The 17,458-nt window shown below is 37.4% G+C and carries 16 protein-coding genes; 5 read left to right on the forward strand and 11 right to left on the reverse strand.

Annotated features, from left to right (window positions below; genetic code table 11):
• Positions 1-54: 54 nt before the first annotated feature.
• Together recX and recA are read right to left on the reverse strand one after the other, a co-directional pair.
• The gene (gene recX / locus QS62_RS08415; RefSeq protein ID WP_066108744.1) at positions 55-504 is read right to left on the reverse strand and encodes a recombination regulator RecX; all 450 of its coding nucleotides are present in this window, start codon (positions 502-504) and stop codon (positions 55-57) included.
• 140 nt (positions 505-644) lie between these two features.
• Positions 645-1,700, reverse strand: a complete 1,056-nt coding sequence (gene recA / locus QS62_RS08420) for a recombinase RecA (RefSeq protein ID WP_066108849.1) — start codon at positions 1,698-1,700, stop codon at positions 645-647.
• 247 nt (positions 1,701-1,947) lie between these two features.
• Between recA and mutS the strand changes: the two genes are divergently transcribed.
• The 4 genes from mutS to QS62_RS08440 all read left to right on the forward strand — a co-directional run bounded on the left by mutS (position 1,948) and on the right by QS62_RS08440 (position 7,211).
• Entirely contained in the window at positions 1,948-4,527 is a 2,580-nt protein-coding gene (gene mutS / locus QS62_RS08425) for a DNA mismatch repair protein MutS (RefSeq protein WP_066108852.1), read from the forward strand.
• Between the two features lie 20 nt (positions 4,528-4,547).
• Positions 4,548-5,549: an ornithine carbamoyltransferase gene (gene argF / locus QS62_RS08430; protein ID WP_066108747.1), complete on the forward strand. Its 1,002-nt coding sequence runs from the start codon at positions 4,548-4,550 to the stop codon at positions 5,547-5,549.
• Positions 5,550-5,578: 29 nt separating this feature from the next.
• On the forward strand, positions 5,579-5,968 hold the full coding sequence (locus tag QS62_RS08435; protein WP_066108750.1) for a RidA family protein: 390 nt from the start codon (positions 5,579-5,581) through the stop codon (positions 5,966-5,968).
• 85 nt (positions 5,969-6,053) lie between these two features.
• Complete coding sequence (locus QS62_RS08440) at positions 6,054-7,211, forward strand: iron-containing alcohol dehydrogenase (protein WP_066108753.1); 1,158 nt, start codon at positions 6,054-6,056, stop codon at positions 7,209-7,211.
• 181 nt (positions 7,212-7,392) lie between these two features.
• Here the strand turns inward: QS62_RS08440 and QS62_RS08445 are convergent, their stop codons facing one another.
• The 7 genes from QS62_RS08445 to QS62_RS08475 form a co-directional block, all read right to left on the reverse strand.
• The gene (locus QS62_RS08445; protein WP_066108755.1) at positions 7,393-8,004 is read right to left on the reverse strand and encodes a hypothetical protein; all 612 of its coding nucleotides are present in this window, start codon (positions 8,002-8,004) and stop codon (positions 7,393-7,395) included.
• Between the two features lie 94 nt (positions 8,005-8,098).
• Positions 8,099-9,574, reverse strand: coding sequence for an N-acetylglucosamine-specific PTS transporter subunit IIBC (nagE, locus tag QS62_RS08450; protein WP_066108758.1), 1,476 nt, complete (start codon positions 9,572-9,574; stop codon positions 8,099-8,101).
• A gap of 215 nt (positions 9,575-9,789) precedes the next feature.
• Positions 9,790-10,938, reverse strand: coding sequence for an MBL fold metallo-hydrolase (locus QS62_RS08455; RefSeq protein ID WP_066108761.1), 1,149 nt, complete (start codon positions 10,936-10,938; stop codon positions 9,790-9,792).
• 202 nt (positions 10,939-11,140) lie between these two features.
• Positions 11,141-11,965, reverse strand: a complete 825-nt coding sequence (locus QS62_RS08460) for an SDR family oxidoreductase (protein WP_066108764.1) — start codon at positions 11,963-11,965, stop codon at positions 11,141-11,143.
• Positions 11,966-12,000: 35 nt separating this feature from the next.
• The gene (locus QS62_RS08465; protein WP_066108766.1) at positions 12,001-12,423 is read right to left on the reverse strand and encodes a cupin domain-containing protein; all 423 of its coding nucleotides are present in this window, start codon (positions 12,421-12,423) and stop codon (positions 12,001-12,003) included.
• Positions 12,424-12,529: 106 nt separating this feature from the next.
• Complete coding sequence (locus QS62_RS08470) at positions 12,530-13,105, reverse strand: NAD(P)-binding oxidoreductase (RefSeq protein ID WP_066108768.1); 576 nt, start codon at positions 13,103-13,105, stop codon at positions 12,530-12,532.
• A gap of 1 nt (position 13,106) precedes the next feature.
• Entirely contained in the window at positions 13,107-14,099 is a 993-nt protein-coding gene (locus QS62_RS08475; protein ID WP_066108771.1) for an aldo/keto reductase, read from the reverse strand.
• A gap of 138 nt (positions 14,100-14,237) precedes the next feature.
• On the opposite strand from QS62_RS08475, the gene QS62_RS08480 reads away from it, so the two are divergent.
• Positions 14,238-15,125: a LysR substrate-binding domain-containing protein gene (locus QS62_RS08480; RefSeq protein ID WP_330997996.1), complete on the forward strand. Its 888-nt coding sequence runs from the start codon at positions 14,238-14,240 to the stop codon at positions 15,123-15,125.
• Positions 15,126-15,143: 18 nt separating this feature from the next.
• On the opposite strand, the gene QS62_RS08485 is transcribed toward QS62_RS08480, so the two are convergent.
• Positions 15,144-16,004 carry a YicC/YloC family endoribonuclease gene (locus QS62_RS08485; RefSeq protein ID WP_066108778.1) on the reverse strand — a complete coding sequence of 287 codons (861 nt, stop codon included), beginning with the start codon at positions 16,002-16,004 and terminating at the stop codon, positions 15,144-15,146.
• 27 nt (positions 16,005-16,031) lie between these two features.
• Complete coding sequence (gene pssA / locus QS62_RS08490) at positions 16,032-17,390, reverse strand: CDP-diacylglycerol--serine O-phosphatidyltransferase (protein ID WP_066108780.1); 1,359 nt, start codon at positions 17,388-17,390, stop codon at positions 16,032-16,034.
• Between the last annotated feature and the right edge of the window lie 68 nt (positions 17,391-17,458).

The following is a 17,458-nucleotide window of genomic DNA, read 5'->3' on the forward strand; positions in this document are numbered from 1 at the left end:
GTGAGAGGGAACCCAAAACGATTTTATAGAAATTTTTGACAAAATTTAGGTTTGTCAGCAGTCTGACTCTTTAAAAAGAGCCGAAATTTCCTCTTGTGCAAAACCCCGCGAATAAAGATAACGCCACATTTTTTGTTTTGTCTTTAATTCTTTTTCTTCGGCATAGTTAGGATATTTTTTACACAGAACTTGTTTAGCTAATGCAAACCAATCAATTTCATTTTGCGCTAATACATGCTGCAAAATCTCATTTTGGATACCTTTTTGTTGCATTTCTTGCTTAATTCGTTGCAAGCCATAGCCTTTTTGCACACGTGACAACAAAAAATGTTCACAAAAACGTAAATCGCTTTGCCAATTACGCGCTTGGCATTTCGCAATTACCTCTTCAATTTCTTGTGCAGAAAAGTTTTTTGCCTGCATTTTACAGCGCAACTCATATTCACTGTAATCACGAATAGCCAATAACTTTAGTACATAAGCAAGAGCAAGATTATCATTCATATTATTGAGAAATAAGAGATTAGCTAATTTGATTTCTATTAATCTTCTCTGCCATCAACGGCAGAGAAGATGATATTGATATAATTAATTTGCTAGTTCTTTGGCAAGCAATACAAAACTATCTAACATTGAATTTAGAATTATTCACTAAAATCTAACGCATCATCATCTTGTGAATCAGCTTCATCAGCAACTAACAATTGATCTGGATTAGATAATAATTCCTCACGCAATTTGCGTTCTAATTCATTAGCAACTTCCGGATGTTCTGCCAACCATTTCATTGCATTAGTACGTCCTTGACCAATTTTCTCATCATCAATTGAATACCATGCACCGGATTTGTTCACTAATTTATGTTTCACGCCTAATTCAATTAACTCACCTGTTTTAGAAATTCCTTCACCATAGAGAATTTGGAATTCAGCTTGTCTAAACGGCGCTGCTACTTTATTTTTCACTACTTTAACACGAGTTTCACTACCAATAACTTCATCGCCATCAGTAATTGAACCAGTACGACGAATATCTAAACGCACAGACGCATAGAATTTTAATGCGTTACCGCCTGTTGTGGTTTCAGGGTTACCAAACATCACACCAATTTTCATACGAATTTGGTTAATAAAGACTACTAAGCAATTTGCTGCTTTAATATGTCCGGTTAATTTACGTAATGCTTGTGACATCAAACGTGCTTGCAAGCCCATATGAGAATCTCCCATATCGCCTTCAATTTCCGCTTTTGGTGTTAATGCCGCTACTGAGTCAATAATAATCACATCAACTGCACCAGAACGTACTAACGCATCACAAATTTCTAATGCTTGCTCACCATGGTCAGGTTGCGACACAAGCAACGATTGTACATCAACCCCTAATTTAGAAGCGTAGATAGGATCTAATGCATGTTCTGCATCGATAAATGCACAAGTTTTACCCTCTTTTTGTGCTTGAGCAATAACAGATAATGTTAATGTTGTTTTACCGGAAGATTCAGGTCCAAAAATCTCAACGATACGTCCCATTGGTAAACCGCCAATTCCTAATGCAACATCTAGCCCTAATGAACCAGTTGAAATTGCTTCCACATCTAGGGTTTGAGTGTCACCAAGACGCATAATAGATCCTTTACCAAATTGTTTTTCAATTTGACCTAATGCTGCCGCAAGTGCTTTTTCTTTTTGTTCATTCATACCAAAATCTTTCATTTTTATTGCCTTTGTCATTATTTAAAGGGAAATTTACTGTCGTGTATTATACTGTATAATTATACAGTATCAAGCACTTTATTTTGCTACTTCTCGAAAATGCGATCTTACTTCCAAATCTCGATCTTTTTCAAAATTTATTACCAATTTACAGCAACAGAAATTTGTTAACTTTCGCTTTACGCCGTCATCTTTTATACTATCAACCGCAATCAAGCAAGGATAAATTATGATGACGTTAGACAGTGACCTTTCTTCTTACACCCCAATGATGCAGCAATATCTACAACTAAAAGCAGAATATCCTGATATTTTACTGTTTTATCGTATGGGGGATTTTTATGAACTCTTTTTTGAAGATGCTAAACGTGCATCTGAATTATTAGATATTACCCTCACTAAACGAGGAAGATCTGTTGGTGAACCTATTCCGATGGCGGGCGTACCTTATCATGCTGTTGAAGGTTATCTAGCTAAATTAGTGCAATTAGGTGAATCTGTCGCAATTTGTGAGCAAATTGGCGATCCAGCTACGACGAAAGGCCCTGTTGAACGACAAATCGTCCGCATTGTAACCCCGGGAACAATCAGTGATGAAGCGCTACTTCCTGAGCGCCAAGACAACTTAATCGCTTGTATCTATCAAGAAAAGAAATTGTTTGGTTTAGCTACCCTTGATATGAGTTCAGGTCGTTTTCAAATCAGTGAACATACCAATGAAGCCAGTGTAACAGCGGAATTACAACGTATTATGCCGGTTGAAATTTTATATCCTGAAAATTTCGCTGCGATGTCACTGCTTGAACACCATAAAGGCTTACGCCGTCGTCCGATTTGGGAATTTGAACTAGTCACTGCGATAAAATTATTAAACAAACAGTTTGGCACACAAGATCTCAAAGGGTTTGGTGTTGAAAAAGCCATTGTTGCGCTATGTGCGGCAGGTTGCTTATTGCAATATGCAAAAGAAACACAAAGAACAGCTTTACCACATATTAATGCTATTAGCTTAGCGCAAGAAAGCGATTTTATTATTATTGACGTCGCCTCACGTCGCAATTTAGAACTAACGCAAAATCTAGCTGGTGGTACGGAAAATACGCTTGCCGCTGTGTTGGATTACTGCAACACACCAATGGGAAGCCGTCTATTAAAACGTTGGATTCATCAACCATTGCGCCAATGTGAAAAGTTACTGAAACGACAAAATGCGGTAAAACAATTACTTAATACTGATCTATATTCAGCATTAAAACCTTTCTTACAACAAATTGGCGATATGGAACGGATTTTAGCACGTGTTGCCTTACGTTCTGCTAGACCTCGAGATCTGACACGCCTACGCCATGGTTTAGGACAAATCCCGGATATTCTTTCTTTGTTACAACAACATAATGACGGTCAATTCGATACATTATTAGGACAAATTAAAGATTTTACCGAGTTATACCAATTATTAAGCAAAGCGATTATAGACACACCACCATTACTCATTCGTGATGGCGGCGTCATTGCTCCCGGATATAACGCTGAATTAGACGAATGGCGAGATTTAGCCAGCGGTGCTACTCAATTTTTAGAAAATTTAGAAATAAGAGAACGTCAAACTACCGGTATTGATTCACTAAAAATTGGCTTTAACGCAGTACATGGCTACTATATCCAAATTAGTCGAGGGCAAGCAGAAAAAGCACCTGCACATTATGTGCGCCGTCAAACCCTAAAAAATGCCGAACGTTTTATTATTCCTGAATTAAAAAATCATGAAGATAAAGTCTTAAAAGCACAAGGTGCAGCGTTAGCTTTAGAAAAACAACTTTATGAAGAACTGTTCGATTTAGTGTTACCACATCTTGCTGATCTACAATTGACCAGTTTGGCGTTAGCGGAATTAGATATCTTGGCTAACTTAGCCGAACGTGCCGAAACCTTAAATTATGTCGCGCCAACATTCAGCAAACAAATTGAAATTAAGATTGAAGGTGGCCGCCATCCTGTGGTTGAAACTGTTTTACAACAACCTTTTATTTCCAACCCATTACAACTTAATCAACAACGCCATTTATTAATTATTACTGGCCCTAATATGGGTGGGAAAAGTACCTATATGCGTCAAACAGCATTGATTGCATTAATGGCTTATATAGGCAGTTTCGTTCCTGCTGAATCAGCAATGATTGGTCCGCTCGATCGTATTTTCACTCGTATTGGCGCTTCGGATGATCTCGCTTCTGGACGTTCTACTTTTATGGTGGAAATGAGTGAAATGGCAAATATTTTGCACCAAGCTACAAATCATAGTTTAGTGTTAATTGATGAAATTGGGCGAGGAACCTCAACCTACGATGGATTATCTTTAGCCTGGGCTTGTGCTGAATGGTTAGCAACAGAGTTACGTTCACTCACCTTGTTTGCAACTCACTATTTTGAGCTTACCGCACTGCCTGATCAATTAAGCGGATGTATGAACATTCACCTTGACGCAAAAGAACATGGTGATACGATTGCATTTATGCATTCAGTTCAAGACGGTGCAGCAAGCAAAAGTTATGGCTTAGCAGTGGCACAACTAGCTGGCGTGCCTCGCCCAGTAATCCAATTAGCCAAAAACAAACTAAAACAATTAGAAACCTTATCTAAACACAATACGCAATCTAATTTACAAACTGAATTAGATTTTGCTGCTGAACCTGTTGTTGATGAACGTACCCAAGCGCTTGTACAGTATCTTGCGAGTTTAGATCCTGATGAATTAACGCCAAAACAAGCATTAGCGGAACTTTATCAATTAAAGAAATTACAACAATCTTAAACACAACATAGGGAGTATTTATGCCAGTTAATCTACGTCAACGCCACTTTTTGCGCTTATTAGATTTTACCCCACAAGAAATTCAATTCTTATTGGATTTATCAGCTGAATTAAAAAAAGCAAAATATACTGGTACCGAACAACCTCGTTTGAAAGGGAAAAATATCGCTCTAATCTTTGAAAAAACTTCAACTCGTACACGCTGTGCTTTTGAAGTTGGTGCTTTCGATCAAGGCGCTAATGTTTCTTATATTGGGCCAAGCGGTTCACAAATTGGACACAAAGAGAGTATGAAAGATACTGCTCGTGTTTTAGGTAGAATGTATGACGCTATTCAATATCGCGGTTATGGGCAAGAGTTAGTCGAAACATTGGCGCAATATTCTGGTGTTCCTGTTTGGAATGGTTTAACAGATGAATTTCACCCAACACAAATTCTGGCAGATTTTCTCACAATGTTAGAACATGGCAAAGGTAAACGTTTAGATCAAATGAAACTCGCTTATCTCGGTGATGCCCGCAATAATATGGGTAACTCATTCGTTGAAGGCGCTGCATTAATGGGATTAGATTTACGCCTTGTTGCACCAAAACAATTTTTTCCAGAACAAAAATTATTAGACGAAGTGGCAGACATTGCTAAACAAACTGGTGCAAAAATAACCTGTACCGAGGACGTTGCTGCTGGCGTAAAAGATGTTGATTTTATTTATACAGATATTTGGGTATCTATGGGTGAGCCTGAAAGTGCTTGGGCAGAACGCATCGAATTAATGAAACCATATCAAGTAAATGCAGAATTAATGGCATTAACCTGCAATCCAGAAGTAAAATTTATGCACTGTTTACCATCTTTCCACGATGAGAACACTACTATCGGTAAAGAAATTGCGGCGAAATATGGCTTAAAAGGTTTAGAAGTTACAGACGAAGTTTTTGAATCATCAGCCTCTATCGTATTTGACGAAGCTGAAAATCGTATGCACACTATTAAAGCTGTTATGGTCGCCACTTTAGCTTAATCACATTAATTCATTTATAAGGAGTCATTATGACAAAAGTTATTCATACAGAGAAAGCACCTGCCGCTATCGGGCCTTATGTACAAGCTGTTAATCTTGGCAATATTGTTCTTACTTCTGGACAAATTCCAGTGAATCCAGCAACAGGAGAAATTCCAACTGACATTGTTGCTCAAGCAAGACAATCATTAGAAAATATCAAAGCCATTGTTGAACAAGCCGGTCTGAAAGTGGCTGATATTGTTAAAACGACTGTTTTTGTGAAAGATTTAAATCAATTTGCTACCGTAAACGCAGAATACGAACGTTTTTTCACAGAAAATAACCATCCGAATTTCCCTGCTCGTTCTTGCGTTGAAGTAGCAAGATTACCAAAAGATGTTGGTATTGAAATCGAAGCCATTGCAGTTAGAAAATAATGTTTAATTGCTAATGGCACTAATGCTTTCCTATTGATGGGAAAGCATTTTTTATTTAAATAATTGTGATTTAAAAGGAGTGATTATGAACAATTTTATGTTGCATCTACCGACAAAAGTCTTATTTGGCGCAGGACAAATCGCCGCAATTAAACAACAAATTCCTACTGGTGCAAAAATATTGATGACTTATGGCGGTGGTAGCATTAAGAAAAACGGCGTCTATGATCAAGTAAAACAGGCATTAAGTGATTTTGAAGTTATCGAATTTTCAGGTATCGAACCTAATCCACAATTCGATACTTTAATGAAAGCAGTACAATTAGCACGTCAAGAAAAGATCACCTTTTTATTAGCTGTTGGCGGCGGTTCAGTGTTAGATGGTACGAAATTTATTGCGGCAGCAATTCATCATCAAGGTGATGAGTGGGAAATTGTGAAAAGTCATGGACAAGTGATTACTCAAGCCTTACCAATTGGCGTAGTATTAACATTGCCAGCAACGGGTTCAGAAATGAATGGGAATGCCGTAGTAAGTCGTAAAGCAACCCAAGATAAATTGGGTTTATTTTCAGTATATGTGAAGCCTCAATTTTCTGTGTTAGATCCAACCACCACTTATTCCTTACCGCCTAAACAAACTGCTAATGGGGTAGTTGATGCGTTTGTACATACTTTTGAGCAATATATGACCTATCCAGTTAATGCAAAAATCCAGGATCGTTTTGCTGAAGGGGTATTTGCTACTTTAATTGAAGAAGGTCCTAAAGCATTAGCTGAACCAGAAAATTATGATGTTAGAGCGAATATTATGTGGGCTGCAACAATGGCTCTAAACGGTATTTTAGGCGTTGGTGTACCACAAGATTGGGCTTCTCATGCAATTGGTCACGAATTAACAGCACAATATGGTTTAGATCATGGTCAAACATTAGCTATTGTTGTGCCAGCAATTATGTGGCATCAACGTGAAAACAAAAAAGCTAAATTAATCCAATTTGCTCAACGTGTTTGGTGTTATCAAGGTAATGACGAAGCGGAAGGTATCAAGATTGCGATTGAGAAAACACGTGCTTTCTTTGAGCAAATGGGTACGCCAACTCGTCTTTCTGCTTATGGTATTGATGACAGTCAATTCCCAACAGTATTGAAGAAATTAGCGGAACATCGACCGGATAATCTTGGCGAACATAAAAATATTGATATAAAAGCAGCTGAAGAAATTTTACGTTTGGCGCTTTAATCTAAAACTTGGCTTAATGGATAAAAATGTGGGATTTTTTGCACATTAAGCCAATAAAAATCCTGGTATCTTAAAGACTATTCTTATCAAAAAAATCAGTATATGCTACTGCACTCATTAATGCATTATCTCGTTGTTTTTGCACTTCATTCATTTTACATTCCTCTACTTATCTAACTATTTAAAAGTTATATTGATAAGACATTAGATTTAACTTATGTACATTACTTATATCGCATCTTATACTAGCTCGCTCTCCATATAAAATTTTATAAGATCCTCTTATATCTTTAGCACTTAAAAGCACCCTCTGTAACTTTGTATCATAAATTAACCAATAATAAGTAATCCAAGTATCCAAGTAATTTTCTTCACTTGTATAAAAAGCTATGCTAGAGGTTAGATTTATTCTCCTAAATTTATAGGTACGATTATTAAACTTTATCACTTGAGGAATTGTTTGTTTTTCAAGATCTGTTAATTGATAACCTGACTTAAATAAACTAGAATATTCTTCCTCATCTTTTATTGGTTTTAATTGTTCAATTCCCCGTTGTTTTTGCCACTCTTCCACCGACATCAACACTTTAGTTGTATCTCCAGCGATAGCGCAACGTATTGGGGTAGTAACTTCCGCAAGGATCCAATCATAAGTAGCCAATAGAAACAATATCAGTAAAAACACACAGCATACATGACTAAGAACCCAGCAAGTTTCACCTAAATCTGAATCAGGATTTGAAGAACTCTCATCCTTATAACGTTTATCTATTTTCTTTAATGGACGATTCATACCTGCTATTCCTATAATCCAAAATACATATATATAAAAAATCACCTTATTGGTAGCTGCCAATAAGGTGATTACTCAACATATTAAGAGAGAATTAGAGTTTCTTCATTTCATCTGCGACAAGTTCTGCTTCTGGTCCAAGAATCACTTGTAACGCATTATCACCCAATTTGATATTGCCTTTAGAACCTAAGGCTTTTAATTGAGCTTCATTAATCTTATTACGATCTACTAAAATCAAGCGTAAACGTGTAATACAAGCATCAATTTCTTTAATATTCTCTTTACCACCAAGTGCAGCAATAAAGTTTTTCGCACGTTCTCTTTTAGCTTCTGCACTAACTTCTGGTGCTGCACTATTTTTTGTGCTCACACTATCATCTTTTTCATCATCACGTCCCGGTGTTTTTAAATCAAACGCTTTGATTACTGCGCGGAACAATACATAGTAAATTCCTGCAAATACCACACCTTGTACAATCAACATATACCATTGTGTTGCTAATGGGTTACGAGAAGATAATACTAAGTCCACTAAACCAGCACTGAAACCGAAACCTGCAATCCAATGCATTGTCGCTGCGAAGAATACTGAAATCCCTGTTAATAACGCATGAATTAAATAAAGCACTGGCGCTACAAACATAAATGAGAATTCAAGCGGTTCGGTTACTCCAGTAAAGAATGAAGATAATGCCGCCGCAAACATAATAGAACCAACCAATGCTTTTTTCGCTGGTTTCGCACTATGATAAATAGCTAATGCCGCTGCTGGTAAACCAAACATCATAATTGGGAAGAAACCAGCTTGGTACATACCTGTTTGACCAAGAATTGCTTTACCTTCTGCTAAAGATTTCGCACCACCTAAGAAGTTAGGAATATCATTAATACCAGCAACATCAAACCAGAATACGGAATTCAACGCATGGTGTAAGCCAACAGGAATCAATAAGCGGTTAAAGAAGGCGTAAATACCTGCACCAACTGCCCCTAACCCTTGAATAGATTCACCGAAGCTAACAAGTCCGTTGAAGATAACCGGCCATACATAAAGCAATACGAATGACACTAAAATCATCACAAAAGAAACAATGATTGGCACCAAACGTTTACCACTAAAGAACGCTAATGCTTGATGTAGTTCAACTTGTGAGAATCGGTTGTAAAGCTCAGCAGAAATAATACCGACTAAAATACCGATAAATTGGTTATTAATTTTGCCAAATGCAGCCGGCACTTGATCAAGCGGAATGCCTTGTAATTGCGAAACTGCGCCTGGAGAAAGTAAAGTTGTTACCACTAAATAACCAACCAAGCCAGATAACGCTGCTGAACCATGTTTGTCTTTAGATAAACCAAACGCCACACCCACAGCAAAGAGTAATGACATATTGTCAATAATCGCAGCACCAGATTTAATCAGTAACGAAGCTAAGGCGCTATTGCTACCCCAACCATCTGGGTCAATCCAATAACCGAATCCCATGAGGATTGCGGCTGCCGGTAATGCAGCAACAGGCACCATCAATGCCCGACCGATTTTTTGTAAATAAGCGAGAGTACTCATAATGAAATCCTTACAGAAAAATTTAATACTAAGGATGGGTTAATTTTTGCCAACCGAATCTAGTATAGAAAGGGATATGTTATAAGTAAAATAAAGATTATAAGAATTGTGATAGTGATCACCTTACTTTCTAAAAAAAAATGAAGTAACACTTCAAAAAGTGAACTTCATTCTTTAAAAATCAATAAGTTAAAAATTTTTGTTACATTAAAAAACTATTTCACCATTCGCCACCATTTTTCTTGGAAATTTTCTGCTTCACTAAGGCGGTAAGTTTCACCTATTTTAGGTGTCACAATAAGAAAAGGTGCCTCTTTTGCTGCCGTTAAGTAACGCTCAATTGGTTCTTTCCATGGATGAAAAGCTAAATCATATTTCGCCCAATGAATCGGCATCACTGCTTTTGCATGTAGATCGATTGCGGCTTGATAAGATTGTTCTGGCGTCATATGAATCATTGCCCAAGCTGCATCATAAGCTCCATTTTCAACCATCGCTAAATCAAATGGTCCATACTGTTCGCCAATTTGCGCAAAATGCTTACCATAACCGCCATCACCACTAAAAAAGAGTTTATGTGTTGGTGTTTGAATAACCCAACTTCCCCATAACGTTTTAGTTTCTTTCCCCCATTTTCGCCCACTAAAATGACGGTTTGGGGTAAAGATTAAATTGATATCATCTAAAGCTGCGCTCTCATACCAATCTAATTCTGTAATGCGAGATTTCTCTATGCCCCAACGTTGCAAATGCGCTGCAACGCCAAGTGGCACATAAAAATGTTTCACTTTATTAGCTATCTCTTTAATCGCCTGATAATCCAAATGGTCGTAATGATCATGAGATAAAATCACTGCATCAATCATTGGCAGATCAGCAGTTTTTGGTGGATATTGAACAGGAAAAGGCTTACCACCAAGAAAAATAGGTGAAGCACGATAAAAAACTGGATCGGTAATTAAGGTTTTTCCGTTTATGTGCAGCAATATATTGGAATGCCCCAACCAAGTAACCACAACATCATTAGCAATATCAGCAGTCATTTTTTGTTGATCTAACGGCATACTCGGTAATGGCTCACTTGGTACTTTCCCTGCAGGCGGAAACACTACCGAAGATAACCAAGCCCAAATCGTCCGTTTTGATTCACCAGGAACACTTTGTATGCCTAATGCTGTTGGTTCTAAATTGACAAAGATACCATTTTTAAAATGAGGAGAACGGGCAATCTTAGCGTCACTTTCAGCATCTGGATCGCCACCAAATACCGGTGCGAAAGATAGAAAGGCTTGTACGCTCGCAAAAAGTATCACGCCAATAATTAATATCCATTTCAAAAACCAGAGTACACTTAGTTTTACCAACCTACTTCTCCTATATTTATCCTCTTAATACCGCTATTACTATAAACTATTTCAGCTCTTTTGATGATCCACTGCATAATATTGTTCATCACTCACCGATTCATGCCATTCAGTAATTACCTCTTAGTTAAGCCTTATCGCAACAATACAAGTAAATAGTAAGATATTGAACTTATTACTAAAATTCTCCTAAACAAAACAACTATACACCGCCATATTTAAACATAGCGGTAGCCCCACCATCCATAAGGATATCGCTGCCCGAAAAATAAGTTCCTGCATCACTAAAAAGAAGGTCGGCTAATGCTGCTATTTCATCTGGTGTACCAGCCCTTCCAGCAGGAGATTTTGCTAACATCTGACGATAGAATGCTCCTCGCTCAGGGCTATTGAGTTCATCATAAGCCAATGGAGTCATAATAATTCCTGCACTGATACAATTTACTCTAGCTTTTCTTTGGGCGAAACGCACCGCTTCGTATTGACAACGTAAGGCATTTCCTTTTTTAGAAATCTGGTAAGCATATAAACTGTCATCAATTTTTTGGATTAAAGGTAACTGTAATAATTCCTCAGGCGTTGACGTTGCTAAGCTATCGGCTTGTTCTTGTGTTAATTCATTAATAGGTAATCGGTGAGATGATTGTGAGCCGATAACTAAGGCTACGCCACTTTGGGAGATAACTTGCCCAAAGATCTCTAAAACAAGTGCTGCACCGTACAAATCAACTTTTATTATCTCTTGTGCTGACGCTTGAGACGGAGATAAACCAGCAGTGTGAATAACGCCAACAATATCACCCATTGCTACGGCTTGATTAGCGATATTTTGCACTGACTCTCTGTTAGAAACATCGATCCATGCGGTACTAACATTAAAACCGGCGTGTTGAAGTGTTTGCGCACTATTCTTGGCGTGTTCAAGATTAATATCAGTTAATAAAATATGTTTCCCTATACCAATACGTCGAATAATTGCTTGAGCTATAGCACCAGATCCTATTACAACAACTACTTTTTCTGTCATGACTATTTCCTTACAAAAAATAAATTCCCCAATATTTATGCCTTTTCACTATATGTCATATGTACTGCTTCATATTGCTCTTCAGTTACCGGTTCGCACCATTCAGCAGTTGCTCCTTGTTTCGGCACCATCACAGCAATATGAGCAAACCAACTATCTTTAGCAGCACCATGCCAATGCTTCAATTCTGCTGGTATATCAATCACATCTCCTGCTTTGAGAGGAATAGCTTCTTCTCCCCACGCTTGGTACCAACCTTCACCAGCAACGCAGATTAATAGCTGATTTTGTCCATGATGAATATGCCAATGATTACGACAGCCAGGTTCAAATGTAACATTAAATGCAGAACAATCACCGTTCGCTAACGGTGCCAAATAACTTTGCCCAGTAAAATATTGTGAGTAGGCATCATTCTTTTCTCCTAGCGGAAACATTTGTGAAAAAAAAGTTTGCATCAATCCCTCCTATTATAATTTTCTTATGTTTTACAAAAGATTACTTACTTTAAATCTTTATGATTCATCCATTACCCAATAAATATTTGTATTACTCGAAAGACTATTAATTGGATAAATTAGGACAACTAATACCTATATTTTTACCAATCTGGTGTATATCAAACAATGCATGATAAATATAGTCAGCAATACTTAAACGAGATACTGCTCCCGGTAGTTCTTGCTGTCCTTTTTCTGTGATTTGATAATCGATGACATGATCATATGTAAACCAATCAGGTCGGATAATGGTATATTCCAATCCTGATCTTTCAACATCATCAGCTAAATGACGATAAGGTTTTAAGATAGGCTTTATTGGTTCATCATAAATACCAATTGAGCTAATCACAATGATACGTTGTACCTGCTGCTGATGCATCGCATAACGCACTTTAGCAAAATATTTTGGCAAATCTCCCGATAAACAAAAGATTACTGCATCTTGACCTTGCAAAGCTTGTAAAAGTATCGATTGATCCTCCACTGCACCATGAAAAATTTTTGCCTTAACCATATTTGGTAACAATTGCGGTCTACGAGCTAATACAGATAACAAAATATCTTGTTTTTGCTCCAAGTAATTTGCGATAACACGTCCTAATGAACCTGTTGCTCCGATTAAAAGAACCTTTTTCATGTTAAAAATCCGCCGTCTTTACATGTGGTTGATAAGGTAATTCAAGTGCTTTAATTTCTTCCGTACTTAATGTTATATCTACTGCTGCAATAGCTTCTTCAATATGATGTACACTAGTTGCTCCAACAATAGGTGCAGTTATAAACGGTTTACTCAAGATCCAGGCCAATGCCTCTTGTGCCATGCTACGACCTTGCTTTGCAGCAATTTTTTCGAGATTATCAATAATCGGCTTATCCAATGATTGGCTGTTCCCCCAAACCATTGGTGATACATTATCTATCTTAGTTCTTGCTGTCTGTGTTCCCCAAGGACGAGTACATAATCCTCCCGCCAATGGACTCCAAGGCACAACTGCCATTTTTCGATCTTGAGCAAGAGGTAATAATTCTCTTTCTTCCTCACGAAAAATTAAATTATATTGTGGTTGAACAGAAATGAACTTGTGCCAGCCATGCTGTATTGCAATTTGCTGCATACGTTCTAGCTGCCACGCATAAATAGTAGAAGCACCGATATAACGAGCTTTTCCAGCTTTTACCACATCATTTAACGTTTCCATAATTTCTTCCATAGAAACGAAGGGATCTAAACGATGAATTTGGTAAATATCAACATAATCTAATTGCAAACGTTTCAGACTATTATCAATTTCACTTAAAATATTCTTGCGTGATAATCCACCACTATTGGGACGATCTCCTCGCATAGGGAAATGAACCTTCGTAGCAACTACAATTTCATCACGATTAAGTGCAAAATGTTTGATGAATTTTCCTGTAATTTCTTCACTACTTCCATTTTGATATACATTAGCAGTATCAAAATAATTGATCCCTAACTCAATCGCTCTTTTAAAAATAGTCAAACCTTCATCAAAATTCTTCGCCCAAGGAAATAGCCCATTCTCACTTCCTGGTGTACCAAAACCCATCATACCCAAACAAATTCGAGAAACATCAACACCAGTATTACCTAATTTGACATACTTCATAATAAACCTCTCTATTAATCACAACTAAAATTATTGTGACCTTGCTTAAATATCAACGAGTCCTATGATTATAGAAATTTTGATTATTCAGATAAACGTGACAAAATGAAATGACCTTATGAATTAAATTCAATAATTATGGAAAATTTAAACGAGTTACAAATCTTTTTATATGTAGCAAAACAGTGTAGCTTTACCAAAGCAGCAGCACATTTAGGCGTTTCACCATCTGCCGTTAGCCATGCGATTAAAAATCTGGAAAATCGTTTGCATATCAAATTACTACAACGCAACACCCGTAGCGTTTCATTAACACCAGCCGGCGAACGACTTGCTAATGATTTAACGCCGTTAATGAATGAAATTCAACATTCGCTCAATGCATTAGGGCAATATCAAAACAGTTTGCGTGGACAATTAAAAATTAACGGTACAGAAAGTGCTTTTCGTTGTTTGTGGCATAAATTGCAGCAATTTATGCAGCAATATCCAGAAGTAAAACTAGAACTGATTTCAGATATCCGTTTTATTGATATTGTTGCTGAACACTTTGATATTGGCATTCGTTTAGGTGAAGATGTGGCAAAAGATATGATTGCCGTTAAAATTTCAGACGATATATCCATGGCGGTCGTAGGTAGCCCAAGTTACTTTGCTAAACATAACAAACCTCTCACACCAGCTGATCTTATCACTCATCAAACTATTGCCTTACGCTTACCAACTTATGGCGGTTTATTATCTTGGGAATTTCTCGATCCTCAACAGCTCAATAAGATCATTAAAGTACAACCAAGTGATAGCCTAGTCACTAATAGCACAGCAATTTTTTACCAAGCAGCACTGAGCGGACAAGGTTTAATTTGGACGATGCAAAAAAATGTTATTGATGATATTAAGAGTGGGCGATTAATCGAAGTGTTACAAGATTGGCGAATGGTTTATCAAGGCTATCACTTGTATTATCCCAATCGCCGCGTGAATGATGCTTTGTTTACCGAATTTATAGAAGCAATGCGCTTATAAAGAATAGTGCATCAAGCACTATTCAATATTTTGTACCTGCTCCCGCATTTGTTCAATTAACACTTTTAATGTTACTGCCGAATTAGTGATTTCAGTATTGATCGATTTAGAAGCAAGCGTATTTGATTCTCGATTTAACTCTTGCATCATAAAATCTAAACGACGACCGACGACACCGCCTTTTTGCAGGATATTAGCGGTTTCTTTGATATGCATTTCTAAACGATCCAATTCTTCTGCAACATCGACACGTTGCGCCAACAAGATCATCTCTTGTTCTAAGCGTGTTGGATCTAACTGTAATTGCACTTCCTCAAAGCGTTGTAAAATACGTTCACGCTGCCACTGCAACACTTCAGGCATTTTTTGACGAACAAAGGCGACTTCCTGCCCCACACCTTGCAAACGAGAAAGAATAGCTTCAGCCAATTTCTCTCCTTCTCTGGCTCGCATGGCAATGAAATCATTTAATAATGTATTAAAACCAGCCAAAATCGCTTGGCTAATCAAATCTAGATCAACGCTAGGATCATCCACCACCCCTGGATAACGCAACACATCAATTGGATTAATTTCACCCTCTTTTAATTCGCTTTTTATCCAGCGTAAAGAGTCAATCACTTGGGAAGCTAACGCCTGATTTAAATTTAACCCTACATTACTATGACTTAATTCAACACGAAGGCTACATTCAACCTTACCTCTTGATAAACGCTGACGTAACACTTCACGCAAATTATTTTCTAAACTGCGAAATTGTTCAGGTAATCTAAAAAATGTTTCTAAATAACGCTGATTAACCGAACGAATTTCCCAAACGGCACTCCCCCACTCGGCTTGAATTTCATGGCGAGCAAAGGCTGTCATACTATAAATCATGATGATATCTCTTATAAAAGCTAATAATTACAAAATCATTTTGACTAAATGGTCGGCTTTAATCCGTTCAAAACGGCGCAATACTTTTTGCGCTGGAGCTGGGTAACTACTTGGTTTGTCCAGTTGCTGGTAACTGGTTAAAACGGTGGTATAAGTACGAATTTCCGCCAACTCAATACACATTTTTTCGGTTAAAGTATGCTGCGGATCATGTAGTAACAAGCCATTTTCGGCATCTAAACGCCACGCACGTGGATTTAAATTATTCCCCGTCAATAAGATATAGTTATCGTCCACCCACACACCTTTAAGATGGTAACTATTCTCACCATCTTTCCACAAACGAATGGTTAGTTGTTGGTTTTCAATAAACTCCATAAAACGCTTCGCAAATTGACGCAGATTTTTCTCATAAAGATAAGGTAACGCGCCTGCCAATTTAAACGGCTCTGATGGTGGAATATAAAAGTCATTTGCGGTTTTATCACCAACAATAATTTCCACTTTTTTACCTTCGTGCAATAAGGTACGAATACGATGTTGCAACGAGCGTGGGAAATTAAAATATGGTGTACAGATCGTGAGTTTCTTCTGCGTGACCGTAAATAAAGCCTCAATGACTTTATTTAATAGATTATTCTTGCCTAAACCAAACAGTGGTGTCGCTGTTAATTGCTCCGTTGATAAATGCTGATTGGTACGACATGGATATTTCCCTGTCAGCATAAAATTTCGACGAAATGAACGAATTGCTGGTCGTAATTCTTTAGTTGGCTTACGAGTTTGATCTAAACGATTTACCGCACAAATATCATTCAAATGCTGTTGAATAAAATCCACCATACAGTCAGCTAATGCCGCATCTGTAATGACTTGATAGCGGTCATAACGGTAGCGATCTAATTGATGCAAATAAACATTGTTAATACTGGCGCCGCTGTACAGAATCGTGTCATCAAAGATAAACCCTTTAATATGCAATACACCAAAAATCTCACGAGTATTAATTGGTACACCATAAACAACTACATCATCAAAACCATATTTCTGACGCATTTGTGCATACCAATCCGCGTTACTTTGACCTTGTTCTTCGCCAATTCTACCACGTTGTGCACGATGCCAATCAACAAAGATTTTTACCTCTAATTGTGGATGGCGCTGTTTCGCTTGATAGATCGCTTCTAGAATTTCTTGCCCCGCTTCATCTTTTTCCCAGTATAAAGCAGTGATATAAATTCGCTTTTCAACTTGTTGAATAAGTTGAAGAATTTTTTGTTTAAACGCCTTTGCTGATGGAAGGATCTCAATTTGTGATTGATTTAATTTAAATGCAGGCAAACGAGTTAATCTTCTTTGAGCACGTTCTAATCTTGATAGTAGCATAATTCAAAAAATGGTTACGCAATTCTTCTGCGGAACTGCTTTTGTATGAAATGCTTAAGTTTACAATT

It is taken from the genome of Gallibacterium salpingitidis (assembly GCF_001678495.1).
GTDB lineage: Bacteria > Pseudomonadota > Gammaproteobacteria > Enterobacterales > Pasteurellaceae > Gallibacterium > Gallibacterium salpingitidis.